Source organism: Pseudorhodoferax aquiterrae (genome assembly GCF_014652235.1).
Classification (GTDB): domain Bacteria; phylum Pseudomonadota; class Gammaproteobacteria; order Burkholderiales; family Burkholderiaceae_C; genus Pseudorhodoferax; species Pseudorhodoferax aquiterrae.
Genome location: NZ_BMYK01000009.1, coordinates 201,385 through 224,720, shown reverse-complemented (window position 1 = coordinate 224,720; position 23,336 = coordinate 201,385). Strand labels below are relative to the sequence as shown.

Here is a 23,336-nt window from a genome sequence, read left to right as displayed (position 1 = left end):
GCCGGCGCAGCGAGGCCGGCAGGCAGGGCCGGCGCCGCGCCGGTGGCGGCCTGCACGGCGACGGTGACGGCGGCGGCCGGGCGCGCCGGTGCCTGGGCCGGCGTGCCGGAGGCGGCTGGCAGCGGCACGGCGATGGCGGGGGGCGGCTGCAGGCTGGCCAGTGCCGGATCGAACGGCAGCGCGGTGCCGGCAGCGGCAGCGCGGGTGTCGCTGTCGGTGTCGGTGTCGGCGTCGGCGTCGGTCGCGTGCGGCACCGGGGTGGCCAGGGCGGGGGTGGCGGCGCCGGGCGTCGGCAGCGCAGCGCTGCCGTCCAGCAGCAGTTGCAGCGTGCGGTCGAAACTGCGGGGCTGGGCTGCCGCGGGGGCGGCGGCGGCCGTGCCCAGGGGGGCGACGGGCGCGAGCACGCCCAGCAGCGCAGCCGGCAGCACCGCCGCGGGCTGGGCGCCCGCCTGCGGCAGCAAGGCTTGCAGTGCTTGCAGAGGCAGGGTGTTCATGGGCGGGCCTCGAACGGGGATGCGCTGTCGTTCAGCGCGTAGGCGAGCCAGCCGTCGCGGCCCTCGCGCAGCTGGGCGATCTGCTGCTCCAGCGCGTCGCTGGCCTCGCGGCACAGGCCGCGCGCCATGGCGTGGGCCGTGCCGAGCCGCTCCAGCGCCTCGAGTTCGGTTCCGCTCCAGGGGCCCAGCGCGGCCAGCTGCGGCAGCTCGCGCGCGAGCGTGCGGTCGGCCTGCTGCACAGCCTGCCAATCCTGTGCGCGGGCCGCGCCCAGCACCTGGGCGGCCAGCTGGGCCAGCTGCTGTTGCCTAGACATGGGCGGCTCCCGCGGTGCTGGTGCGGCGCAGGTCCTGCGCCTGCACGTCCTGCCAGCCGGCGCGCAGCGTGCGCAGCAGGCCGGCGACTTCGTCGACCATGGCCGGATCCAGGTCGCTGCCGGCGCGGTACAGCCGCCAGCTGCAGTAGTCGTACAGCCGGGCCAGGTTGCCCACGACCTCGCCGCCGCGATCGGTGTCCAGCGCGCTGGACAGGCCGTTCAGGATGTCCACGCACTTGTCCAGGCTCTGGGCCTTCTCGGTGTAGCGGCGCGCGGCGATGTGGGCGCGCGTACGCGCCAGCTCCTCGAGCAGGCCGTCCAGCAGGATCAGCACCAGTTGCACCGGCGAGGCATTGGCCGTCTGCGCGTGCAGGTTCACGGCGTGGTAGTGGTGGTAGGCGTCGTGGTCCAAGGTCGGTCTCGGCGTGGGTTCAGGTGGTGGTGGTCGACAGCGAGCTGAACAGGTTCGAGGTCTCGCTCATCTGCGCCTGCAGGTTCTGCAACTGGGTGAACTGCGCCAGGTAGCGCTGGTAGGCGTTCTCGTACTGCAGCTCCAGGCGGTCCTGGCGCTGCGTGATGCGCTTCTGCGTGATCTGCACGCTGTCCTGGCGGCGCTTGATCTGGCCCTGGCTGCTGTCGGTCCAGCTGTCGCTGACCGACTGCAGCGCGCCCAGCACGCCCGAGGCAGTGGTCAGGCCGGTGTTGCCGAACAGCGCGTCGAGCTTGTCGGGGTTGGCGGCCAGGGCCTTGTCCAGCTTGGCGCTGTCCAGCGAGATGCTGCCGTCGCGGCTGGTCTTGATGCCGAAATCCGTGAGCCGCACGCCATCGACCTCCAGGCGCAGCGCATTCGCCAGGCGCGAGCGCAGGTTGCGCACGCCGGCATCGGAGGCGAATGCGGCCGAGCCGGCGCCGTCCTTTCCGTAGGCGGTGAGCTCGTCCAGCGCCTTCTCCAGCGCGTTGTAGGCGGTCACGAAGCTTTGCAGCTTCTCGGTGGTGGCGCTGTTGTCGTTGGCCACGGTCAGCGTGGCGGGCGCGCTGCCGCTGGCCATGGGCTGGGCCAGCGTGAGCGTCACGCCCTCGATGGCCGTGAAGGTGTTGGAGGCCTGCTGCAGCCGGATACCGGTGCCCTGGGCGCCGAGCCAGACCACCGCATCCTGCGCCGCCGCGAGGGTGCGGCCGCCGGAGAGGGCGGTCTTCAGCGCGCCGTCGGGCAGGCCGCTGGCGTCCAGCGTGAACGCGCCGGTGGCACCGCTGCTGCCGGCGCTCAGCACCAGGTGCGTCTGGCTGCCGCTGGTGACGGTGCTGGCCACCACTTTGCCGCCGTTGTCCTCGGCCAGGTTGATGGCGCGGGCGATCTCGGCATGCGAGATGGTGCCGTCGCTGTTTTGGTCGGCCATGGCCAGGTCGACCGAGAAGTTGGTGCCGTCGCCCAGTTGCACGACGAGCGGCCCGCCGAGCGCCACGGGCACCGCCGGCAGGTCTTCGAAGGCGACCTGGTGCACGGTCGCGACCTGCTCGACGAAGAGCTGGTGGCTGCCCGGCGCCGCCTTGGCCGTGGCGCTGGCCGCCGTGATGGCGGTGCCGCCGCCGCTCAGCGTTGCGCTGCGCTGCAGCACGCCGGTGCTGCGGCTGGCCAGGCCGCCGAGCGCGGTCTCGAAGGCGCTCAGCGCCGACTGCAGCTTGGTCAGCGCGGTCGACGTGTTCTGGGCGTTCTGGCTCTGGGTGGTCAGCTGCTTCTGGGCGCTGGCCACGTACAGGTTGGCCAGTTGCGAGGCCATGGATGCGGGATCGATTTCGGCCATTTCAGACTCCTTGACGGGGGTTACCCGTGGAGAAGGCGACCGGCGCCCGCCGCGCATGAAGTGCAGATGCGAGGCTCATGGCGCCCTCCGCAGCCAGCTCTGCCGGGCGATCTCGTCCTGGCCCTTCTGTTCGGCGCTGCGCAGCGCGCGGCCGTGCTCCTGCAGGCGCTGCGCCAGCACCTGGTCGATGGCGCCTTGGCGGCGCGCGGCGGCCAGCAGCGCCAGCCGGGCCCGGTCCACGGCCTGTTCCTGGCGCGACAGGTCGCCGCGGTGGCGTTCGGCCAGCTCCATCACGTTCTGCTTGTAGTTGGCGCAGTTCAGCGAGGCCAGCGGCGACAGCGTGCCGCTGGTGGTGCTGGTGCGCCACAGGCTGTCCAGCCGCTCCTGGTTGCGGCGGCGCCGTTCGGCGTCGGCCAACTGCTGCGCCAGCTCGGTCTGGCGACGCTCGACCTCGCGTTCGCGCAGCTCGGCCAGGCGGCTCAGGGACGGGGCAGGGTGGTTCGCGTTCATTGGACCAGGCTTTCCAGTTGCGCCACCGTGGCGGCCATGGGCGCGGCGTCGTGCGTGCCCTGCTGCAGGAAGGCCTCCATGCGCGGGAAGGCGGCCACGGCGCGGTCGGTCGCCGGGTCGGCGCCGGCCACGTAGGCGCCCAGCGGCAGCAGTTCGCGCACCTGGGCGTAGCGGCCCAGCAGTTCCTTGACCTGCAGCGCGGCGCGCTGCTGGGCCGGGCTCGCGACCAGGTTCATGCAGCGGCTGATGGAGGCGCCGATGTCGATGGCGGGGTAGTGGCCGCGCTCGGCCAGCGCACGCGACAGCACGATGTGGCCGTCCAGCACGGCGCGCGCGGTGTCCACCACCGGGTCCTGCTGGTCGTCGCCCTCGGCCAGCACGGTGTAGATGGCGCTCATGCTGCCCTCGGGCCGCTCGCCGTTGCCGGCGCTTTCCACGAGCTGCGGCAGCTGGCTGAACACCGAAGGCGGGTAGCCGCGCGTGGCCGGCGGCTCGCCCAGGGCCAGCGCCACCTCGCGCTTGGCCATGGCGTAGCGCGTCAGCGAGTCGACCAGCAGCAGCACGTGCTGGCCCTGGTCGCGGTAGTGGGCGGCGATGGCGTGCGCCAGCTCCGTGGCGCGCAGGCGCATCAGCGGCGATTCGTCGGCCGGCGCCACGACCAGCACGGCGCGCGCCAGGCCCTCGGCACCCAGCGAGCGCTCGATGAACTCGCGCACCTCGCGGCCGCGCTCGCCGATCAGGCCCACGACGACCACGTCGGCCACGGTCTGGCGCGTGATCAGGCCCAGCAGCACGCTCTTGCCCACGCCACTGCCGGCCATGAGCCCCACGCGCTGGCCCTTGCCCAGCGTGAGCAGGCCGTTGATGGCGCGCACGCCCACGTCCAGCGCCTCGTGCACGGGCTGCTTGCGCAGCGGGTGCACGCGCGGCGGTTGCGCCGGCAGCGGGTGCTCGCCCGACAGCGGCCCAAGCCCGTCCATCGGTTCGCCCAGGCCGTCGACGATGCGGCCCAGCCAGCCCGGGCCGATCAGCGGCAGCCGGCGCTCGGCCAGCGGCAGCACGCGCGCGCCGGTCGCCAGGCCCTCGATGGCGCGGAACGGCATGAGGTAGGCGATTTCCTCGCGGAACCCCACGACCTGGGCCTCGACCCATTCGCCGGCCGCGGTCTCCACGCGGCAGCGCTGGCCGGTGTGCAGCGTGCAGCCCGCGCTTTCCAGCAGCAGCCCGGAGGCGCCGACCAGCCGGCCGGTCGGCCGCGCCACGGGCACCTGGCCGAGCTCCACATCGCGCAGGGCGGCACGCAGGGTCATCGCACCACCTGCAGGGCCGGCGCGGCCGGCAGCTCTTCTTCGTCGTCCAGCGCGCGCGCGGCCTCGGGCCGGCCTTTGCCCTTGAGCTGGGCGCGCACCTGGTCCATCACGGCGGCCTGGCGCTGGCGGCAGCCGGCATCGGCTTCGTGGCGGCCGGCGCGCACATGGCATTCGCCGGGCTCCAGCCGGGTGTCGGGCAGCAGCTTCCACTTCTTGGCGCGCTCGGGGTCCAGGTCGGTGATGCGCTGCAGATCCTCGGGGTGCAGGAAGACCTCGACCTCGCGGGCGCGCACGCGCGGCAGCGTGGCCAGCGTCTCGTCCACCATGGTCAGCAGCTGCAGCGGCTGCAGCGCCAGCTCGCAGCGGATGACCTGGCGCGCGACCTTGCCGACCAGCTCGACCACCTCGTCGCGCAGCGCCTCCTGGTACTCGGCCTGCAGGTTCTTGAGCGCCTCCAGGATCGCGTCGACCGGGCCGGCCTTCTCGTCGAAGGCCTCCATGGTCTCGCGGCGCGCCTGCTCGAAGCCCTGGCGCAGGCCTTCGGCATGGCCGCTCTTGTGGCCCTGGGCCTCGCCGGCCTCGCGGCCGCTGCGCAGGCCCTCGGCATAGCCCTGGTCCATGGCCTGCTGGAAGGCCTGGCTGGCATCGCTGCCGTCGGGCGCGGTGCTGCGCGCCTGGACCTGGGCCAGCGGCGGGAAGCGGTGGGGGCGGGCGTTGCGCAACATCGTCATTCCACGGTCGCCTCGGCGAACAGCTGGATCTCGATCTCGCCGGCATCGGCGAGGGCCTTGACCTGGGCCATGATCTCCTTGCGCGTCTGCTCCACGCGCGACATCGGCACCGGGCCGGCGCGGCGCAGGATGTCCTGGAAGCTCTGCGCCTGGCGCTTGGGCATGGTCTGCAGGATGGCGTCGCGGATGCTGGGCTCGGCACCCTTGAGCGCGATCGCCCATTGCTCCAGCGGCACTTCCTCCAGCAGCCGTGTGAGCACCACCTCGGTCTGGTTGGACAGGATGAAGAAGTCGTACATGCTGGCCTCGATCTTGGAGACCAGCTCGGCGTCGTGCACGCGCAGCGCCTCGATCATCTGGCGCTTGTCGCCCGGCAGGCGGTTCAGGATCTCGGCCACCTGGCGCGTGCCCTCGACGGCCGCGCTCTGCGTGCCCATCTCGTCCAGGCAGCGGCTGACGATCTCGTCCAGTTCGGTCAGCAGCTCGTTGTCGATCTCCTGCAGCCGGGCCATGGCGATCAGCAGCTGGTCGCGGTCCTGCGCGGGCAGGTTCTCGATCACGGTGCCGGCCTGTGGCGGCGGCAGGAAGGACAGGAACACGGCCTGCATGCGCACATGCTCGTGGGCGATGCGCTCGGCCAGCCACTTGGGCGCGGCCCATTGCAGGCGCTGCATCTTCGGGCGGATGGCATCGCCGTAGATGCTGTTGAGCACGCTGCCGGCGATCTGGCTGCCCAGCGCCAGGTCGAGCGAGCGCTTGAGGTAGCTGCGCGAGGCGCCGTGCACGCCGCTTTGCTCGCGGTAGTTGTCGAAGAAGCGCGTCATGGCGTGCTTGACGGCTTCGACCTTGATGCCCGACAGGCGCGACATGACTTGCGTGACCTCCAGCAGTTCCTCGCGCGAGAGGTGGCGCAGCACGGCCGCGGCCGGCTCCTCGCCCATGCACAGGAGCACGATGGCGGCCTGCTCGATCGGGCTGGCCGGGGCGGGCGCCGGCACTTCGGCCAGCGCGGTGGACTCATTCGGGTCGGCCATGCTTTTGCACCCACTGTTTGACGACTTCGGCGACGCGTTCGGGCTCCTTGGCGGCCAGCACGCGCAGGTGGTTGACCATCACGTCCACGGGCGAGCCGGGCGGAGGCAGGTCGTAATCCTCCAGCAGCGGCACCACGGGGATCTGGGTGCTGGCCGCCTGCGGCAGCGCGGCCACGGCGGAGGGGGCGGCCTGCGGGCCGGTGAGTGCGGCCAGCGGCGGCTGGTCGGCGTCCTCGGCGCGCCGGCGCGGCGTGGCCGGCTGCGGCGGCGCCAGGCGCTGCTGCACCGTGCGCAGCAGCGGCCGCGCGAGCAGGAAGTAGGCGAGCAGTCCGCCCAGCAGCCACAGCCCAGGCGTGGCGTAGTCGACCACGCGGTCGGGCTGCTGCCACCACGGCGCCATCTCGGGCGGTGCCGTGAAGGCCAGCGCCGACACCGCCAGCTTGTCGCCACGCTCGGCGCTGATGCCCAGGCCGTTGCGCAGCACGCCTTCGATGCGCGTGAGGTCCTCGGCGCTCCAGCCCTTGCCACCGGGTGCGGCGGCGCTGTTGAGCACCACCGCCACGTTCAGCCGCGCGAGCTGGCCGCGCGCATGGCGGATCTGGCGGATCTGGCGGTCGTAGGCGTACTGGCGCGTGGTGGCGTTGCGGCGTGCCGTGGCGTCGTTGCCGTTCTGCGCGTTGGCCTGGGCCTGGGCGTTCGGGTTCGGCGGGGCCGGATTCGCAGGCGGGGGCGGGCGGTTGGACAGCGAGCCCGGCACGCCCAGTGCGCTCTGCGCGCGGTCCTGCTCGTCGCGCACGGCCTCCGAGGTGATGCGCGGCGTGTCGCCGAGCTTCTCCACGGTCTCGTCGATGCGGTCCTCGCTGACCTCGGCCGTCACGCTGGCCTTGAAGTTGTCCAGCCCGACCACCGGGCCCAGCAGTTCGCGCACGTTGGCCAGCGTGGCTTCCTGGTGGCGGCGCGCGGCGTCGCCGCCGCCCACGGCGTCGAAGCCCTGGCTCAGGTCCACGCGCGCGGACAGCAGGTTGCCGGCCTGGTCCACCAGGCTCACGCGCTGCACGTCCAGGCTGGCCACGCTGCCAGCCACCATGTTGACGATGGCGGCGATCTGCTCGGGCGCGAGCTTGCGGCCGGGCTTGAGCGCCAGCACCACCGAGGCCGAGGCCTTCTCGCCATCGCCCAGCACGAAGGAGGTCGAGCGCGGCATGGACAGGTGCACGCGCGCCGATTCCACGGCGTCCAGCGTGCGGATGCTCTGCGCCAGCTCGCCCTCCAGGCCGCGGCGGAAGCGCACGTCCTGCACGAACTGGCTCACGCCCAACGGATCGCTCTTGTCCATGAGCTCCAGGCCGGCGGGCAGCTGGGCCGTGACGCCCTTGGCCGCCAGCAGCATGCGCACGCGGCCGAGCTGGCTGCCCGGCACCAGCACCTGGCCGCTGTCGGGATGCAGGCGGTAGGGCACGCCCTCGGCATCAAGCACGGCCATCATGTCCGAGGCGGCGATGCGCTCGCGCGCGCCGAACACGGGCTTGTAGCCGGCCTCGTCGCGCCACAGCAGCATCATCACCACGGCCGTCAGGCCGACGGCCAACAGCAGGATGGGCACGAGCGAGCGCGAGAGCCCGGCCGGCAAGGTCGGCATGCCGACGCTGCGCAGGTTCTGGACTCCGGCCTTGAGGGTAGCGATCACGTGGCGGTCCCGGCGGTCAGATGGGCAGCTTGACCAGGTCTTCGACCGCGGTCACGACCTTGTTGCGCACCTGCATGAGCATGGAGAACGACAGGCTGGCCTGCTGGCTGGACAGCATGGCGCCGACCAGGTCGTCGCTCTGGCCGCTGTCCACGGCGGCCATCTGCTGGCCGGCCGCATGGTCCTGCGCGTTCACGCTGTCCACAGCGTCGCGCATGCGCTGCGCGAAACCGCCCGCGGCAGCCGGTTCCGGGCCGTCGTAGGGCGCCTGCGGCAGGATGTTCTGGAGGTCTGCCGCCTGCGCCTTGATGTGTGCCAGATTCGCAGCAATTGCGTTGTTCATGTTGTTTGCCATGACGCATTCCCTCAGCGTTGCGTTGGACTCAATCGATGAGTGTTGAGTATTTCGCACCATCATAAGTCCAATTTTGCAGATTTCGTGATTTTTACGCACCTCAATCTTCGAAGTGCTGCTGGATCCTGATCGGTTGTGAAGAAATTCAGACACTTACCGGCACTTCTTGAAGCAGCGATAGGATGGCGGCTGCGTCGAACGCCATGCGCTTGTGTGGATCCGCACGCAACAGGAGGTGATGCTTGGAGTGGAGCAAGTGGATGGGGGGAGCGCTGCTGGTGCTCGCGGCCGGGGTGCTGCTGGGCATCGCGGTGCTGCGCGTGCGCGAGGCGCGCAAGGCGCTGCAGGAAGCGCGCTCGGCGCTCACGGCGCGCAACCAGTTCCTGGGCATGATGGCCCACGAGATGCTGACGCCGCTGCAGACCATCGTGAGTTCGGTGGAACTCATCGAACTGGGCGGCAAGGTGCCGCACGGCGACGAGACCTTCCGCCGGCTGCGCCGCAGCGCGCAGCAGCTGGAAGCGCAGATGAACGACACGGTGGAGTTCGCGCGGCTGTCGGGCGGGCGGCTGAAGGTCTCGCCCACCTTGTTCCAGCCCGACCTCATGATGGAGCTGATCGCTGCCGAGTTCGACGAAGCGGCGCGCGAACGCGGCGTGGTGCTCAAGGTGCAGATCGATCCGCAGCCCTGTCCGCGCGTGGTGACCGACCCGGCCCGGCTGCGCCAGATCGTGGCCAACCTGGTGTCCAACGCCGTCAAGTACGCGAGTCCCGGCGAGGTGGTCTGCTCGATCCAGGTGCGCGAGGCGCAGCGCGAGGTGACGGTGGCCGTGATCGACCAGGGCCCGGGCTTCGACACCTCGGTCAACATCTGGGAGCCGTTCACGCGCGGCCGCGACCATGTGCAGATGGGCAGCGGGCTGGGCCTGGCGGTGGTCAAGCTGATGGCCGAGCTGCTCGGCGGGCGCGCCTTCGCGGTGAGCCGGCCGGGCGAGGGCTCGGTGTTCACGGTGCGGGTGCCGGCCGAAGTGGAGGCGCGCAAGCCCAGCGCCGTGGCCCAGGGTGGCGGCCGGCACCTGCGCGTGCTGGTGGTGGAGGACGACCCCGACGTGCGCGCCAGCCTGCATGCCATGCTGCTGGCCCTGGGCGCCCAGGCCGACCTGGCCGACTCCGTGCGCGAGGCCCGGCAGCTGCTGGACAAGGACCGCTACGACGGCGTGCTGCTGGACCTGCGCCTGCCCGACGGCTCGGGCTACACCGTGGCCGAGCATGCGCGCCGGCACGGTGGGCTGAACATGGAAACCCCGCTGGTGGCGCTGTCCGCCTACCACGAGGCCGACGCCGCGGCCGATGCGCTGTTCGCGGCCAAGTTCGACAAGCCGATCAGCGCCGGCCGCCTGCGCTCGGCCCTGGCGCTGTTCGGCGACGGGGCCGGACCTAGCGGCTGAGCTGCGCCTGCTCCAGCAGCTGGCGCAGCTGGGAAATCACGAGCGCCAGCCGGAACGGCTTTTCGATGACGGGGATGCGCAGCGTGGTGGCGACCTGCACGATGTCGGCCTCGCCCGCGTGGCCTGCGGCGATGGCGCCGGTGGTCAGCAACATGGGCACGGAGGGCTGGGCGCGGCGGATGGCCTGCAGCACCTGGTTGGCGGTCTGGCCGTTGAGCCACCAGTCCATGAGGTAGCCATCGAACGGCGCCTCGGCGGCGCGGCGCGCCAGCTCGGCGGCCGAGCCGAACAGCTCGACGCGGTAGCCCGAGGCCTCGAAGGCGTCCTTCATGTTGGCGGCCAGGTCGCGCGAATCCTCCAGCACCGCGATGCGCGGCAGCGCCCGCTGCGAAGGCGTGACCACCAGCTGCAGCACACGCCGGCGCGCGATGTGGGGATCGGCCGCGCCATAGGGCTGGATCAGCCATTCCGCGCCTTGCTCGGTGGCCACCAGCTCGCAGTGCTCGCCAGGCTGCAGGGGCGCACCCAGCGTGGCCTTGCAGCTCAGCGCCAGGCTGCCGATCAGCACGCGCGCGTCCTGCACGTCGCCCTCTACACGCGGCGCCGCCATGGCGGGCTCGGCGCTCAGCAGGGCGCTGATGTCGACCTGGAAGTGCTGGGCCAGCGTCTGCAGATCGCTGGCCGAGAACGAGGCGTCCTGGAACTTGCGGAAGGCGCCCGAGCGCGACAGGCCCAGGATCAGCGCCAGCTGCGACGCATGCTTGTGCCGCGGCAGGCCTTGTTCGGAGAAGAAGTCGTGGAGCCGGCGCGCGACCACGCTGTCCTCACTCTCGTCGGTGCTGTCGTCTTCGGACGCGAGGGGGACGCCGGGCAAAGGTTTGCTCACTTGCATGGTGTGGCGACGAAAGGGCTTGTCTCTGGATTAGGCGGCAAAAGTGCGCGTTAAATTAATGTGCCACGAAAAGTGATTAGAAATAGTGGACAATTTCCCAGTCGGTGGTAAAAAATGTGAGAAAAGCGCATCTAACCTGTCGCGCCTGCAGCAACAGCAGGACAAACCCGGGCCACGCGCACTTGTTTCCGGCCATGCCGATTGTGCACATGGTTGCATCCGATTTCAGTGGGAACCCGAGCCATGTCCATGTCAGACGCTAGTCCTCCCGTGCCGCACCGCGTACTGGATCCGCGCACGCTGGGGCGCCCCATGCATTTGCTGGGGGCGTTTGCCGAACGCTTCGGTGCCGACGTGTCGGAACTGTTGCGCCAGGGGCTCAACCGGCGCTATGCCATCGGCCTGCAGGTCGATGGCACGGGCATGCGCCAGCGCCAGCACAACGAAGACCCCGTGCGCTGGAACGTCTACAGCTGTCCGTCCGGCCGCATCGGCCTGGCGGTGCCGCGCGCACTGGTGCTCAAGCTGCTGCTATACCGCTACGGTGGCGGCGAGCCGGCGCCGGTCGAACCCGACGCCGTGGCGGTGACGGCCAGCGAGGAGCGCCTGTCCACCCGGCTCGGGCAGCAGCTGGCGTTGGCGCTGGCGCGGCGCATCGACGCCGGGCTGCCGCCCGTGGGCGTCGCCGCGGAGCCGGCCGCGGCCGACCCGGCCGTGCCCTTCCATTCCGAATCGGCCCTGCCGACCGGCCTGTGGCAGTTGAACCTGACCCTCGTCGAAGCCGACAGCGGGCAGCGCCACGAACTGCGCTTCAGTCTGGACGATGGCTGCATGCACCGTCTGCTGGACCGGCTGGGCCGTGGCCGCACGCTGGTGCGCGAGGGCGCAGCCGCCCCGGCGCTGCCGCTGTCGTCGCGGCTCAAGCTGCGCCTGACGGCGCGCCTGGTGCAGCAGCGGCTGCCGCTGGGCGCCATCCTGGACCTGCAGCCGGGCAGCGTGCTGCCGATTCCGCAACCCACCGCGGTGGTGCTGGTCAAGGACTCGCCCTTGTTCAGCGCCAGCGTGGCCGAACACAAGGGGCGCCTGTGGCTGACGGCGTTCCAGGATCTGTGAAGGATAGAAGACCATGAGCGACAAGCCAGACCCCAACGACGTGGACGCGCTGCTGGGCGACCTGACCGTGGATGCGGGCGCCACCGACGCACCCATCAAACCGCGCCGCGACCTCTCGCTGATGCTGCGCAAGATTCCCGTCACGCTGACGCTGGAGGTCGGCTCGGCCGATGTCTCGCTGGACCAGCTCATGGGGCTGGAGCACGGCAGCGTGGTCGAGCTGGACGCACTGGCCGGCGCGCCGCTGGTGATCAAGGTCAACGGCACGGCCATCGGCCGCGCCGAGGTGGTGGTCTCCGGTGAGAACTACGGCCTCAAGGTGCTGGAACTGTCGGACCTGGACCTGCTCTCGCTCGACACGCGCTGAAGCGCAGGGCCTACACCATGAAGATGCTGAGCGCGTGGCGCCTCTGGCGGAACCGGGCGCTGGCGCCAGTGTGGCTGCTGCTGGCCGGCGCCGCGGGCGCGGCCGAGATTCCGCTGCTGTCCGCCGTGACCGGCAGTGCGCAGACCGATTACACGGTCAAGATGCAGGTGCTGGTCATCATGACCCTGCTCGGGCTGCTGCCCGTGCTGGTGCTCATGTGCACGAGCTTCGTGCGCTTCGTGATCGTGCTGTCGCTGCTGCGCCAGGCGCTCGGGCTGCAGCAGGGCCTGCCCAACCGCATCGTGACCGGCGTGGCGCTGATCCTGACCATCCTCGTGATGCGCCCGGTCGGCGAGCAGCTCTGGGAGCGTGCCTTCGTGCCCTACGACGAGGACCGCATCGGCCTGCAGCAGGCGCTGGTGGAGGCCAAGGAGCCGCTGTCGCGCTTCATGCTGGCGCAGACCAGCAAGGCCGCGCTGCAGCAGGTCAGCCAGCTGGCGCGCGAGCCGGCCGTGGCCGAGCCCGGCCAGCACGCCTTCGCGGTGCAGCTGGCGGCCTTCGTGCTCTCGGAACTGAAGACCGCGTTCCAGATCGGCTGCATGCTGTTCATCCCGTTCATGGTGATCGACCTCGTGGTGTCCTCGGTGCTGATGGCCATGGGCATGATGATGCTGTCGCCACTGGTCATCTCGCTCCCGCTCAAGCTGCTGCTGTTCGTGCTGGTGGACGGCTGGACGCTGACGGTCAACACGCTGGTGACCAGCGTGCGGGCGTTCTAGGAGAGGCCGCATGCTCACGCCCGATGTCGCGGTCGATCTGGTCAGCGCCAGCCTCAAGCTCGTGATGCTGCTGGTGGCCGTGCTGGTGCTGCCGGGGCTGATCGTGGGCTTCGTCGTCGGCATCTTCCAGGCCGCCACGCAGATCAACGAGCAGACGCTGAGCTTCCTGCCGCGCCTGTTGGTCACGCTGCTGGCCATCATCCTGACGGGGGGCTGGATGGCCTCGCAGCTCATGGATTTCTGCGTCGAGGTGTTCCGCCGCGCGGCGGCGCTCGTGGGGTAGGCCCTTGGAAGGCGTCTTCACCACATTGCTGGCCGAGCTGTCGGCCTGGTGGTGGCCCTTCGTGCGGGTGCTGGCCATGCTGAGCGCGGCGCCCATCGTCGGCGACACCTCCGTGCCGCTCACGGTGCGCGTGCTGCTGGCCATGGTGCTGGCCACCATCTTGCTGCCGGTGGCGGCGCCGGCCGTGCCGATCGAAGCGTTCTCGCTGCACGCGCTGGCGGCCACGGCCGAGCAGGTGGCCATCGGCGTGGTGCTGGGGCTGGCACTGCACTTCGTGATGTCGGTGCTGCTGGTGCTGGGCTACATGGTGTCTTCGCAGATGGGGCTGGCCATGGCGCTCATGAACGACCCGCTGTCGGGCGTGTCGTCCGACGTGGTGTCCAGCCTGCTGTCCATCCTGGGCATCCTGGTGTTCTTCTCCATCGACGGCCACCTGGTGCTGGTGCAGGTGATCGGCAAGAGCTTCACGCTGTGGCCCGTGGGCGGCGGGCTGCGCATGGGCGCGCTGCGGGCCGTGGCCTTCAACGTGAGCTGGGTGTTCTCGGCCGCGCTGCTGCTGGCGCTGCCCATGGTGTTCGCGACCATGGTGGTGCAGATGGGCTTCGGCTTCCTCGCGCGCGTGGCGCCGCAGCTCAACCTGTTCGCGCTGGGCTTTTCCGTGATCACGATCTTCGGCCTGTTCATGCTGGCCATGCTGGTGCGCTTCATCCCCGAGCATTACCTGCGCATGACGCGGCAGGTGCTGCTGATGCTCGAACAGACCTTCGGAGCGAGATGAGCTCTCCCCCAGTCTGCGCGCTACGCGCTCCGCCAACCCCCTTCCGGGGGCACATCCTGCGGTCTGGCAGAGCCAGTCCCGCGGATGTTGCTGGCATGGCCTGCTCCGCGGCCTTCGGCACGACTGCTCAGCCGCGGTCGCGATCGTGTTCCCGAGGTGGAAATGGAACAAGGTAGTTCGTCCGCCGACAAGAGCGAGAAGGCCACACCGCACAAGCTGCGCAAGGTGCGCCAGCAGGGCCAGGCCGCGCGCTCCAAGGACGCGGTGACGGCCGTGGGCATCGTGGCCAGCCTGAGCCTGGCCTACTGGCTGGCGCCGGGCTGGCTGCAGGACATGCGCCGGCTGTTCTCGGGCGGGTTGGCCGACCTGGCCGGCACGGGCGCCATGGAAGGCACCTGGTCCACGCTGTTCCGCGACGCGGGCTGGCTCACGGTGCGCATGGTGGCGCCCTTGCTGCTGGTGCCGGTGCTGCTGCTCGTGGCCTCGCTGCTGCCCGGTGGCTGGGCCATGTCGGTGGAGAACCTGCAGCCCAAGCTGGAGCGGTTGAACCCGGTCAGCAACCTCGCCAGGCTGTTCTCGGGCAAGCACCTGGCGGGCGTGGCCGCGTCCATCGCCAAGGCCGTGCTGCTGTGCGTGGTGCTGTGGTTCGTGTGCACCGGCAGCGCACAGCAGTTCCTGCGGCTGCAGGGTCTGCCGCTGCCCGAGGCCATCGCCCAGGGCGTGGGCCTGCTGCTCTCGGGCGTGACGGCCATGGTGCTGGTGTTCGTGCTGTTCGCCTTCATCGACCTGCCGGTGCAGTTGTTCTTCTTCCTGCGCGGCCAGCGCATGAGCAAGCAGGACGTGAAGGAAGAGCACAAGAGCACCGAAGGCCGGCCCGAGGTGAAGAGCCGCATCCGCCAGCTGCAGCTGCAGATGGCGCGGCGCGGCCTGAACAAGACCGTGCCGCAGGCCGACGTGGTCATCGTCAACCCCGAGCACTACGCCGTGGCGCTCAAGTACGACGAGCAGCGCGCCCAGGCGCCCTTCGTGCTGGCCAAGGGCGTGGACGAGATGGCGCTGTACATCCGCCAGCTCGCGCGCACGCATGGCGTGGAAGTGGTGCGCCAGCCGCCGCTGGCCCGCGCCATCTACAAGACCAGCCAGGTGCAGCAGCAGATCCCCGTGGCGCTGTACGCGGCCGTGGCTCTGGTGCTGAACTACGTGCTGCAGCTCAAGGCCTTCCAGGCCGGCCGGCGGCCGCATCCCCCGGGCTTGCCGCAGCAGCTGCCCATTCCTGATTCGCTCGATACGCCATGAAGCTGACCCTCGCCGACCTGCTCGCCGCGCTGCGCCGCACGCGGTCCCTCGCCCCCGTGCTAGTGCTGGCCCTGCTGGCCATGATCATCCTGCCGCTGCCGCCGCTGGCGCTGGACGTGCTGTTCACGTTCAACATCGTGCTGGCGATGATCGTGATCCTGGTGGCGGTGTCGGTGCAGCGGCCGCTGGACTTCTCGAGCTTCCCGACCATCATCCTGGCGACCACGCTGCTGCGGCTGGCGCTGACCGTGGCCTCCACGCGCGTGGTGCTGCTGAACGGCCACGAGGGCACGCACGCGGCCGGCCAGGTGATCGAATCCTTTGGCAACGTGGTGATCGGCGGCAACTTCGTGGTGGGCCTGGTGGTGTTCGTGATCCTCATGATCATCAACTTCATCGTGGTGACCAAGGGCGCCGAGCGCATCTCCGAGGTCTCGGCGCGCTTCACGCTGGACGCATTGCCCGGCAAGCAGATGGCCATCGACGCCGACCTCAACGCCGGTTTGATCAACCAGGAGAAGGCGCAGCAGCGCCGGCGCGAAGTCGCCTCCGAGGCCGACTTCTACGGCGCCATGGACGGCGCCAGCAAGTTCGTGCGCGGCGATGCGATTGCCGGCATCCTGATCCTTTTGATCAACATGGTGGGCGGCGTGGCCATCGGCGCGCTGATGCACGACCTGAGCTTCGGCGAGGCCTTCCGCCAGTACGCGCTGCTGACCATCGGCGACGGCCTGGTGGCGCAGATCCCGGCGCTGCTGCTGTCGTCCGCTGCGGCCATCGTGGTCACGCGCGTGAGCGACACGGGCGACCTGCAGACGCAGATCGGCCAGCAATTGCTGGCTTCGCCGCAGGCCTTGTACAGCGCGGCCGCGCTGATGCTGGTGCTGGGCCTGATCCCGGGCATGCCCTGGGCCAGCTTCATCGGTTTTGCCGCGGTGCTGACCTATGTGGCCTGGCGCCTGGCCAAGCGCCAGGCCCGGCCCAAGGAAGGCGCCGACGCGGGCGCGCTGGGCGCCGCGCTGCTGACCGCCGAGCCGCCGGCCGAGCTGGACTGGCGCAGCCTGCCGCGCGTGGACGCGTTGACCGTGACCCTGGGCTACCGGCTCGTGGCCATGATGGACCAGGGGCAGGGCGCGCCGCTGGTCAAGCGCCTGCAGGGCCTGCGCCAGACCATGAGCGAAAGCCTGGGCGTGCTGCTGCCGCCCGTGAGCGTGCGCGACGACCTGGGCCTCAAGCCCACGCAATACCAGGTGCTGCTGCGCGGCAGCGTGCTGGCGCGTGCCGAGCTGCAGGCCGACCGGCTCATGGCCGTGCCATCGCCCAACCTGTACGGCCAGATCGACGGCGCGCCGGGCGTGGACCCGGCCTATGGCCTGGCGGTGGTCTGGATCGAACCCGACCAGAAGGCCCATGCGCTGGGCCTGGGCTACCAGGTGGTGGACGGCCCCAGCGTGATCGCCACGCACGTGAGCAAGCTGCTGCGCGAGAACCTGCCCGAACTCTTCAACCACGAGGACGCCGGCGAGATCATGGAGCGCCTGGCCGGCCAGGCGCCGCGCCTGGCCGAAGCGCTGGGCAAGGCCATGACGCATGTGCAGCTGCTCAAGGTGTTCCGCACGCTGCTGGCCGAGAACGTCTCGCTCAAGGACATCGTGCCCATCGCCACCAGCCTGCTGGAAACCTCGGAGACCACCAAGGACCCGATCCTGCTGGCGGCCGAGGTGCGCTGCGCCGTGCGCCGCCAGATCGTCGAGCAGCTGGCCGGCCAGCGCAGCGAGCTGCAGGTGTTCAGCCTCACGGGCGACCTGGAGAACATGCTGCTGGGGGCCTTGAACCAGGCGCGGCAGGGCGGGGCCAAGGTGGCGCTGGACAACTTCCCGGTGGACCCGAACCTGCTGTCGCAACTGCAGACCCACATGCCGCTGGCGCGGGACCAGATGAAGCAGCAGGCGGCGCCGCCGCTGCTGCTGGTGATGCCGCAGATCCGGCCATTGCTGGCGCGCTATGCGCGGCTGTTCGCGCCGGGACTGGCGGTGCTCTCGTACAACGAGATTCCGGAGCAGCGGGAGGTGAGTATTGTGGGGACGGTGGGGTAGCGGCGCGCCGGAAGCCGGCATCCGCAAGACTGGGGAAGATCCCAGGGGTGGGATTTGTAACTGGCGCGGGTTTTGTCGGATTTTTTAGTAGGGTTGCCGTTCTGGTTGGACACGAGGAATTGGCATGAAATCAATAACTTACGTGTTGAGCCGCGGGCGTGATATCACGACGGCGGCTGTGATATCTCGCGTTGGCGTGCGTGATACAACAAGTTAGACAACATGAGCAAAGGTGCGTTCAAGAGAAGGCTGAAATGGGCTCCAGGCGATGTGTTCGCTGTGCCTCTTTGCGATGGCAGCTTTGCATTTGCTCAAGCTGTGGCTCCAGTTCAATCACACGGAATCGACTTTGCGCTGCTCGATACGCGAACTCCTTCAGGTTCAGTTCTTGTCTGTCCCTCCAGCGGGTACGTTCCGATTTCGGTGCTTGCCACTTGGCGAACCGTGGTAACGGGTGGGCACTGGGGATTCGTAGGGCACCTTCCACTCGTTGTCGAACAACAGGCATGTCCAAATCAGCGCCTTGTTGCGACTGGCAGCGTCCATGTAGAGCATGCTTCATGGGGACTCGTCGAGAGATTCCTGTCTGCTTACCATGGCCTTTTTCCATGGAATATGTATCCGGCGTTTGACTTCGATTCGTACCTATTGCCGGGAGTTGGCCGGCCTACTGTGGCAAAGGTGCTTAGGCAAGATCAGGTAGTCTTGGCAAAATCACAGGAGAAAGGGCGTGCGTATGTTGCCTAACATTCCGCTGCATCGGACGGCTTCGCCGCCCGCTGAGCTTGCACGTTAGCTCTGGACTGCCACCGAATCGCATCTAGGACGTGCCATGAAGCATCTTTGGGACTCTGAGCTTTCCGAACGAGAAATTTACTTCATTGGGGCGATCTTCGTTCAGTGGGGTGCGCTCGAGCACGAGATTTTCTTACAGACGTTAAGCACCTTTGAGCCGGATAAATTTTCAACTGAGATTCCAGTTCTGCCCAAAGAAATGAACAACCTGCAGTTCTCGGGGGTGCTCGAACTATGGAATGAAAGAGTGGCAATACCCCTCCGCGGAAAGCGCGGAAAGGTTCTGCAGCAACAGTTTGAGGAGATAAGAAAGCTCAAGGACGCGCGCGATGCCATTGCACATGGAATGTGGCATTGGAAATCCGTTAATCCAATCGAGATCCGGACAGTTCGGATCAGGAAGCAGGAGATTATAACTTCCCGCTTCTCTGCGGACTTCCTGGGCGAGATGGCGAGCAAGATCGGCGAGATCAATTTCGGGATCCGCTTTCCAGGTGGCCTGATCGATCTTACGAGGCACAGAGTGCAGAATGGGGGGTATATGAGTCGTCGGTGGTTAGAAATGGTCACTAGCGGCCCAGACAATGCAAACGGCTATCCAACGTCTCATCCGGCGCAGGGCACGGCATCGTCCGACGAGGCAGGGGGCTAACATGGCTGTGGACGCGGACATTCAACTTCGTACGCTCGCGGCGCTCGGCCCGGTTGGGCCCCGGTCACCTCCACGTTAGGTTCCATGGACAGTTTCCTTCGCCTCTACCGAATCTATCGGACTGTCTCTCGATCATGGGTCGCGAGACAGATCTACAAACGCGCCACTTTCGGATGGAAGGTGGGCCTGTGGATAGGGGTACTCGGCTTTCTTGTGTTTGCAGTCAGCCAGTTCTACTACCGCCCGATGGGGGCTCACTTTGCCGCGATGCTCTTGTCGGCATGCGCGTGGGGGTTCTGCTTCGATCGTGCGCGCAGATCGGTGTTCGCCGAGGAATATAGGCTCTACCCGGAGCGGATCAACTACTTCCAACGAGACTATCAGTATCTACGATACCTAGAGTTCCGCAGTCGTCTGCAGAGCGGACCCTACGTAGGCGACATAGGTGACGCAATCGACTTCCTGGGCAGGCACATCGAGACCGATTCGCAGAACGCGATCTCGTCCCATCCACTCATGGCAGTTCTGATCGGAACGCTTCTGTCAGTTCTTGGAGCCGCTGCAGGTCAATGGCAAGCGAAGTACATTGTCTATACCTTGCTTGGGTTGCTTGTCACTATGTATTTCTCCGCGATGGTCCTTGGCATGTTGCAGACGAAACAAGCCGACTTGCGAGAATTCAAGCGCTTCTTGCTATGGGCTGCCGACGAACCGAATGAAAGCTAGCCTTTCTATCGGGCGGACATTCAAAAGCGCGCTGCGCGCTTTTAGACGCCGCCCATGTCAAATGTTGGGCATTCAAGAATGAGCACGCCGCTTAGCAAGTCTTCTAAAGCACTCGCATGGTTCAGCATAGTGACTGGTGCTTTGACCGTGGCAACGCCAATATTGCTCCCTATGCTGACGGCACATTCATTGCGGACGCCTGGGATGGCAATATTTTTTGCTCTCGGCATTGGTAGCCTAGTCGCCGGGTTCTACGGTCTAAAGGCACAGCCCTGGGCCTTCTGGCTCCTCTTCGCAACATTTCTTGTTCAGTGTTTCGAGTACTTCTCTGAGGTGTTTTTCGTTTCGTTTATCGGTCCCTTTTCATTGAAGATTGGATGGGGATGGCACTCTCCGCCTCGTCACTTCAATCTCAATGTCTTAGCTATTGCGGTTTGTATTCTCGCGATGCGCACGGCCAAGCAGCTTTCAAAAGAGCGGGCTTGTGATAGACGCTGAGCAGGCCAAAGCCGTTGTTTTCTCGGAATGCCAGAGCTGGTCTCAAGGAGGAGGCGAGAGATTCGCAATGTGTCCTCTCGAAGCGCGGTGACCATGGAATTGTTCTCGCCAGCAGCGAAGACTTCGTGGTGCGAGCATTCAAAAGCGGCCGATCAGCTCCGAGAAGACAAGGCCGCAATGGTTCAGCTCGAAAGAGGCTGGGGTGCACTCTGCAAAGAGCAGTCCATCTCACATCGGCAGGATATCGGGGGTTGGTATCCCCCCCACAAAAAGAACTGAACTGCGCATCGCAGTTTGGACGGCCACGTTACCAACCAACATCAACGCCTGACCAACCCCATGATCGACCACACCGGCATCACCGTCAGCGACTTCGCCCGCAGCAAGTCCTTCTACACATCGGCTCTGGCCCCGCTGGGCTACGCCATGGTCATGGAACTGTCAGCGGCCGTCACGGGCCACACCGACACGGCGGGCTTCGGCGAGCCGCCCAAGCCGGAGTTCTGGATCAGCGCCGGCCATCCCAACCAGCCGCCGATCCACATCGCTTTCCGCGCGGCGTCGCGTGCCGTGGTCGACGCCTTCTACGCCGCAGCCATCGCGGCGGGTGGCCGCGACAACGGGGCGCCCGGCATCCGGCCGCATTACCACCCGAACTACTACGGCGCCTTCGTGCTCGACCCGGACGGCCATAACATCGAGGCCGTTTGCCACGCACCCGGGTAGGGCCTGGTCACCGGCCCCCTGGGACGGCGGGGCGCTAATGCGGGGCCCCGCAGCCATCAACGCTGTGCCGCGCCTGCCAGCCAGCGGCCCAGCGCCTCCCCCGCCATCGGCCGCGCCACCAAATACCCCTGCGCCACCCCGTACCCCTGGGCCCTGAGCAGCGAATCCTGCGCTGCCGTTTCCACGCCTTCGGCCACCACCGTGAGCTTGAGGCTGCGCCCGATCTCCAAAATCGCGTTGCTCAGCGCGCGCGCCGCGCCGTCGCTCTCCAGGTCGGCCACGAAGCTCCTGTCCAGCTTGATCTCGTCCACCGGCAACCGGCGCAGGTAGCTCAGGCTCGAATAGCCCGTGCCGAAGTCGTCCATGGACATGCGCACGCCCAGCGCGCGCACCTCGGCGATGGTCTCCAGCGTGCTGGGATGGGCGTCCAGCAGCACGCTCTCGGTCAGCTCCAGCAGCAGATCCTGGGGCGCCAGTGCGTGCTGTGCCAGCGTCTGCGCGATGCTGCGCGCCAGTTCGCGGTCGTGGAAGCTGGTGGGCGAGAGGTTGACCGAGACAGAAGGGACGGCCAGCCCCTCGCTGCGCCACTGGGCGAGCTGGCGGCAGGCTTCGCGCAGCGCCCAGTGGCCGATCTCGGCGACGAGGCCGCAGTCCTCGGCCAGCGGGATGAAGCGCGCCGGCTCGATCTCGCCCAGCACGGGATGGGTCCAGCGCGCCAGCGCCTCCACGCCGTGCAAGCGGCCGCTGGCCATGTCGATCTGCGGCTGGTAGTGCAACTGCATCTGCGCAGTGCCCATGGCCTGGCGCAGCGCGGTTTCGAGCGCCATGCGCTGCTGCACCACGTCGTTCATGCCGGCACTGAAGAAGCAGAAGCGCCCGCGGCCGCCGGTCTTGGCCTGGTACATGGCCATGTCGGCGCGCTGCAGCAGCGCGTCCATGGTGCGGCCGTCCTCCGGGAACATGGCCACGCCCACGCTGGCCGTGACCGACAGCATGGAGCCGCCCACGGCCAGCGGCACGGCCAGCAGGGCCTGCAGCCGCGCGGCGATCTCGGCCGCGTGGCCGGCGTCGCACTGCGGCAGCACGACGACGAACTCGTCGCCCGACAGCCGGCCGGCGATGTCCGAGGCGCGCAGCTCCAGCTGCAGCTGGGTGGCGGCATGGCGCAGCACGGCGTCGCCGGCCGGGTGGCCGAGCGAGTCGTTGATTTGCTTGAAGCGGTCCAGGTCGACGAACAGCACGGCCAGCGTCTCGCGGCTGCGCGCGGCCGCGGCGATGGCCTGGTCGGCCCGGGCGTGAAGCAGGCTGCGGTTGGGCAGGCCGGTCAGGCTGTCGTAGAAGGCCAGCTGGCGGATGTGCTGGCGGGTGCGTTCGCGCTGCAGCGCCAGCGCGCACAGGTTGGTGCAGCTGTCCACCAGGCGCTGGTGGAAGGCCGCGCTGGCCTGGTTGCGCGGCTGGCGGAAGTAGAAGGCGAAGGTGCCCAGCACGCCGCCCTGGCTGTTGCGGATGGGGGTCGACCAGCAGCCCGTGAAGCCCAGCGGCAGGACCAGCTCGCGGTAGGGCGCCCACAGCGGGTCGGTGGCGATGTCGTCCACCATCACGGGCGCGTTGCGCCAGGCGGCCGTGCCGCAGGAGCCGCCGATGGGGCCGATGGCCAGGCCGTCGAGCTGGCGCGAGTAGTCGGCCGGCAGGCTGGGCGCGGCCAGCGGGTGCATGCGACCTTGCTCGTCCACCTCCAGGATGCTGGCGCTGACCTCGGGCGCTAGGTGCTCCACCTGGCGGCAGATCAGCTCCAGCACCTCGGCCAGCGGCCGGTCGCGGGCCATGGCCTCCAGCACGCGGTGCTGCAGCGCGGCGTGGACCTTGGCCTGCGTGATGTCGGTGTAGACGGAAACCGTGTAGCGCCGGCCGTCCAGCTCGTCGAAGATCGGATGGCTGATGACCTTGACCCAGTGGCTTTGCCCGTCCTTGCCCAGCGCGATGCGCTCGCGCTCGACCGGCCGGCCGCTGCGCAGCGTGGCCCGAAAGGCCTCGATGGCCACGGCATCCTGGTTGGACAGCAGCCAGGCCACCGCGTCCTGGCCCGCCACCTCGTCGGCACGCCAGCCCAGCAGCCGCGTGAAGCCCGCGTTGACGTAGAGGATGCGGGCCTGCGCATCGGTCACGACGATGGCCGCGTCGGTGGTGTCCGTGGCCAGCGAGAGGCGGCGCAGGTGGGCCGCATCGGCGCGCTCGCGCAGCAGGCGTTCGGTCACGTCGGCTGCCACTTCCAGCACCTCGGTCACCTGGCCGTCGGCGTCCAGCACGGGGGCGTAGGTGGATTGCAGCCAGCAGCTGCTGCCGTCCATGCACTCGCGCTCGAGCGGACCGGCCTGGGCCTGGCCACGCCGCAGCGCCTGCCACAGCGCGGCGTAGTCGGCGCTGGCGGCCGTGGCGGGCGTGCACCAGCGGCTGTGGTGGCTGCCCACGGCCACGTCGGCCGTGCAGCCCAGCAGGGCCAGGTAGTGCGCGTTGGCGCGGCGCAGCGTGCCGTCGGGTGCGAATTCGGCAATGGCCATCACATCGTCCAGGGCACGCAGCTGCGCCAGCTGCTGCGCAGCAGGGTTCCGGCCTGCCCCGTGGTCCATCGCACCTCCCGCTGGTGCCGGCA

23 protein-coding genes and 1 pseudogene are annotated in these 23,336 nt (G+C 68.6%); 12 read left to right on the top strand and 12 right to left on the bottom strand.

The features are described from left to right. The 10 genes and pseudogenes from IE209_RS16685 to fliE form a co-directional block, all read right to left on the bottom strand. A pseudogene (locus IE209_RS16685) lies at positions 1-494 on the bottom strand (hypothetical protein); the annotation flags it as partial. Then, the gene (locus IE209_RS16680) at positions 491-808 is read right to left on the bottom strand and encodes a hypothetical protein (protein ID WP_189688071.1); all 318 of its coding nucleotides are present in this window, start codon (positions 806-808) and stop codon (positions 491-493) included. The pseudogene IE209_RS16685 and the gene IE209_RS16680, both read right to left, overlap by 4 nt. Further along, a complete protein-coding gene (fliS, locus tag IE209_RS16675) occupies positions 801-1,220 on the bottom strand; it encodes a flagellar export chaperone FliS (RefSeq protein ID WP_189688070.1) in 420 nt (139 codons plus the stop codon). Before fliS ends, IE209_RS16680 begins: the two co-directional genes overlap by 8 nt. Before the next feature lie 19 nt (positions 1,221-1,239). Beyond that, a complete protein-coding gene (fliD, locus tag IE209_RS16670; RefSeq protein ID WP_189688069.1) occupies positions 1,240-2,610 on the bottom strand; it encodes a flagellar filament capping protein FliD in 1,371 nt (456 codons plus the stop codon). A 75-nt stretch (positions 2,611-2,685) separates the two neighbouring features. Next, positions 2,686-3,120 (bottom strand): flagellar FliJ family protein, encoded by a 435-nt coding sequence (locus IE209_RS16665; protein ID WP_189688068.1) that lies wholly within the window; start codon positions 3,118-3,120, stop codon positions 2,686-2,688. After that, a complete protein-coding gene (gene fliI / locus IE209_RS16660) occupies positions 3,117-4,430 on the bottom strand; it encodes a flagellar protein export ATPase FliI (RefSeq protein ID WP_189688067.1) in 1,314 nt (437 codons plus the stop codon). Before fliI ends, IE209_RS16665 begins: the two co-directional genes overlap by 4 nt. After that, on the bottom strand, positions 4,427-5,161 hold the full coding sequence (fliH, locus tag IE209_RS16655; RefSeq protein ID WP_308433187.1) for a flagellar assembly protein FliH: 735 nt from the start codon (positions 5,159-5,161) through the stop codon (positions 4,427-4,429). The genes fliI and fliH overlap by 4 nt, the downstream gene beginning before the upstream one ends. Next, positions 5,158-6,195 carry a FliG C-terminal domain-containing protein gene (locus IE209_RS16650; RefSeq protein ID WP_189688066.1) on the bottom strand — a complete coding sequence of 346 codons (1,038 nt, stop codon included), beginning with the start codon at positions 6,193-6,195 and terminating at the stop codon, positions 5,158-5,160. The genes fliH and IE209_RS16650 overlap by 4 nt, the downstream gene beginning before the upstream one ends. Further along, positions 6,179-7,882: a flagellar basal-body MS-ring/collar protein FliF gene (gene fliF / locus IE209_RS16645; protein ID WP_373305362.1), complete on the bottom strand. Its 1,704-nt coding sequence runs from the start codon at positions 7,880-7,882 to the stop codon at positions 6,179-6,181. The genes IE209_RS16650 and fliF overlap by 17 nt, the downstream gene beginning before the upstream one ends. Positions 7,883-7,898: 16 nt before the next feature. Beyond that, positions 7,899-8,237 (bottom strand): flagellar hook-basal body complex protein FliE, encoded by a 339-nt coding sequence (gene fliE / locus IE209_RS16640; protein ID WP_189688065.1) that lies wholly within the window; start codon positions 8,235-8,237, stop codon positions 7,899-7,901. 242 nt (positions 8,238-8,479) lie between these two features. On the opposite strand from fliE, the gene IE209_RS16635 reads away from it, so the two are divergent. Further along, positions 8,480-9,685, top strand: coding sequence for a hybrid sensor histidine kinase/response regulator (locus IE209_RS16635; protein WP_189688064.1), 1,206 nt, complete (start codon positions 8,480-8,482; stop codon positions 9,683-9,685). Here IE209_RS16635 and IE209_RS16630 read toward each other — a convergent pair. Further along, on the bottom strand, positions 9,675-10,577 hold the full coding sequence (locus tag IE209_RS16630) for a helix-turn-helix domain-containing protein (protein WP_189688063.1): 903 nt from the start codon (positions 10,575-10,577) through the stop codon (positions 9,675-9,677). The genes IE209_RS16635 and IE209_RS16630 overlap by 11 nt on opposite strands. A 270-nt stretch (positions 10,578-10,847) precedes the next feature. Here IE209_RS16630 and IE209_RS16625 point away from each other — a divergent pair, with 270 nt between their 5' ends. The 11 genes from IE209_RS16625 (at position 10,848) to IE209_RS16575 (ending at position 20,686) form a co-directional block, all read left to right on the top strand. Continuing rightward, positions 10,848-11,690: a FliM/FliN family flagellar motor C-terminal domain-containing protein gene (locus IE209_RS16625; protein WP_189688062.1), complete on the top strand. Its 843-nt coding sequence runs from the start codon at positions 10,848-10,850 to the stop codon at positions 11,688-11,690. A gap of 13 nt (positions 11,691-11,703) precedes the next feature. Then, the gene (locus tag IE209_RS16620; RefSeq protein ID WP_189688061.1) at positions 11,704-12,057 is read left to right on the top strand and encodes a FliM/FliN family flagellar motor switch protein; all 354 of its coding nucleotides are present in this window, start codon (positions 11,704-11,706) and stop codon (positions 12,055-12,057) included. Between the two features lie 17 nt (positions 12,058-12,074). Further along, the gene (gene fliP, locus IE209_RS16615; protein ID WP_229882894.1) at positions 12,075-12,836 is read left to right on the top strand and encodes a flagellar type III secretion system pore protein FliP; all 762 of its coding nucleotides are present in this window, start codon (positions 12,075-12,077) and stop codon (positions 12,834-12,836) included. 10 nt (positions 12,837-12,846) lie between these two features. Then, entirely contained in the window at positions 12,847-13,119 is a 273-nt protein-coding gene (fliQ, locus tag IE209_RS16610; protein ID WP_056668732.1) for a flagellar biosynthesis protein FliQ, read from the top strand. Positions 13,120-13,123: 4 nt separating this feature from the next. Further along, positions 13,124-13,897 carry a flagellar biosynthetic protein FliR gene (gene fliR, locus IE209_RS16605; RefSeq protein ID WP_189688060.1) on the top strand — a complete coding sequence of 258 codons (774 nt, stop codon included), beginning with the start codon at positions 13,124-13,126 and terminating at the stop codon, positions 13,895-13,897. A 162-nt stretch (positions 13,898-14,059) separates the two neighbouring features. Further along, the gene (flhB, locus tag IE209_RS16600; protein WP_189688059.1) at positions 14,060-15,193 is read left to right on the top strand and encodes a flagellar type III secretion system protein FlhB; all 1,134 of its coding nucleotides are present in this window, start codon (positions 14,060-14,062) and stop codon (positions 15,191-15,193) included. Then, positions 15,190-17,289: a flagellar biosynthesis protein FlhA gene (locus tag IE209_RS16595; protein ID WP_189688058.1), complete on the top strand. Its 2,100-nt coding sequence runs from the start codon at positions 15,190-15,192 to the stop codon at positions 17,287-17,289. Before flhB ends, IE209_RS16595 begins: the two co-directional genes overlap by 4 nt. A gap of 832 nt (positions 17,290-18,121) precedes the next feature. Next, positions 18,122-18,736: a hypothetical protein gene (locus IE209_RS16590; protein ID WP_189688057.1), complete on the top strand. Its 615-nt coding sequence runs from the start codon at positions 18,122-18,124 to the stop codon at positions 18,734-18,736. A gap of 84 nt (positions 18,737-18,820) precedes the next feature. Beyond that, positions 18,821-19,462, top strand: coding sequence for a hypothetical protein (locus tag IE209_RS16585; protein ID WP_189688056.1), 642 nt, complete (start codon positions 18,821-18,823; stop codon positions 19,460-19,462). A 78-nt stretch (positions 19,463-19,540) separates the two neighbouring features. Further along, the gene (locus IE209_RS16580; protein WP_189688055.1) at positions 19,541-19,960 is read left to right on the top strand and encodes a hypothetical protein; all 420 of its coding nucleotides are present in this window, start codon (positions 19,541-19,543) and stop codon (positions 19,958-19,960) included. A 339-nt stretch (positions 19,961-20,299) separates the two neighbouring features. After that, positions 20,300-20,686: a VOC family protein gene (locus IE209_RS16575; RefSeq protein WP_189688054.1), complete on the top strand. Its 387-nt coding sequence runs from the start codon at positions 20,300-20,302 to the stop codon at positions 20,684-20,686. Positions 20,687-20,742: 56 nt separating this feature from the next. Here the strand turns inward: IE209_RS16575 and IE209_RS16570 are convergent, their stop codons facing one another. Continuing rightward, the gene (locus tag IE209_RS16570) at positions 20,743-23,313 is read right to left on the bottom strand and encodes a sensor domain-containing protein (protein ID WP_189688053.1); all 2,571 of its coding nucleotides are present in this window, start codon (positions 23,311-23,313) and stop codon (positions 20,743-20,745) included. Between the last annotated feature and the right edge of the window lie 23 nt (positions 23,314-23,336).

Excerpts from the sequence above, each read along its gene's own strand:
- fliD (WP_189688069.1), bottom strand. The coding sequence starts at position 2,610 with ATGGCCGAAATCGATCCCGCATCCATGGCCTCGCAACTGGCCAACCTG.
- IE209_RS16595 (WP_189688058.1), top strand. The coding sequence starts at position 15,190 with ATGAAGCTGACCCTCGCCGACCTGCTCGCCGCGCTGCGCCGCACGCGG.
- fliH (WP_308433187.1), bottom strand. The coding sequence starts at position 5,161 with ATGACGATGTTGCGCAACGCCCGCCCCCACCGCTTCCCGCCGCTGGCC.
- IE209_RS16590 (WP_189688057.1), top strand. The coding sequence starts at position 18,122 with ATGAAGCATCTTTGGGACTCTGAGCTTTCCGAACGAGAAATTTACTTC.
- IE209_RS16665 (WP_189688068.1), bottom strand. The coding sequence starts at position 3,120 with ATGAACGCGAACCACCCTGCCCCGTCCCTGAGCCGCCTGGCCGAGCTG.
- IE209_RS16650 (WP_189688066.1), bottom strand. The coding sequence starts at position 6,195 with ATGGCCGACCCGAATGAGTCCACCGCGCTGGCCGAAGTGCCGGCGCCC.
- fliQ (WP_056668732.1), top strand. The coding sequence starts at position 12,847 with ATGCTCACGCCCGATGTCGCGGTCGATCTGGTCAGCGCCAGCCTCAAG.
- IE209_RS16620 (WP_189688061.1), top strand. The coding sequence starts at position 11,704 with ATGAGCGACAAGCCAGACCCCAACGACGTGGACGCGCTGCTGGGCGAC.
- IE209_RS16570 (WP_189688053.1), bottom strand. The coding sequence starts at position 23,313 with ATGGACCACGGGGCAGGCCGGAACCCTGCTGCGCAGCAGCTGGCGCAG.
- flhB (WP_189688059.1), top strand. The coding sequence starts at position 14,060 with ATGGAACAAGGTAGTTCGTCCGCCGACAAGAGCGAGAAGGCCACACCG.
- IE209_RS16680 (WP_189688071.1), bottom strand. The coding sequence starts at position 808 with ATGTCTAGGCAACAGCAGCTGGCCCAGCTGGCCGCCCAGGTGCTGGGC.
- fliE (WP_189688065.1), bottom strand. The coding sequence starts at position 8,237 with ATGGCAAACAACATGAACAACGCAATTGCTGCGAATCTGGCACACATC.
- IE209_RS16585 (WP_189688056.1), top strand. The coding sequence starts at position 18,821 with ATGGACAGTTTCCTTCGCCTCTACCGAATCTATCGGACTGTCTCTCGA.
- fliI (WP_189688067.1), bottom strand. The coding sequence starts at position 4,430 with ATGACCCTGCGTGCCGCCCTGCGCGATGTGGAGCTCGGCCAGGTGCCC.
- IE209_RS16575 (WP_189688054.1), top strand. The coding sequence starts at position 20,300 with ATGATCGACCACACCGGCATCACCGTCAGCGACTTCGCCCGCAGCAAG.
- IE209_RS16630 (WP_189688063.1), bottom strand. The coding sequence starts at position 10,577 with ATGCAAGTGAGCAAACCTTTGCCCGGCGTCCCCCTCGCGTCCGAAGAC.
- IE209_RS16580 (WP_189688055.1), top strand. The coding sequence starts at position 19,541 with ATGAGCACGCCGCTTAGCAAGTCTTCTAAAGCACTCGCATGGTTCAGC.
- fliP (WP_229882894.1), top strand. The coding sequence starts at position 12,075 with ATGAAGATGCTGAGCGCGTGGCGCCTCTGGCGGAACCGGGCGCTGGCG.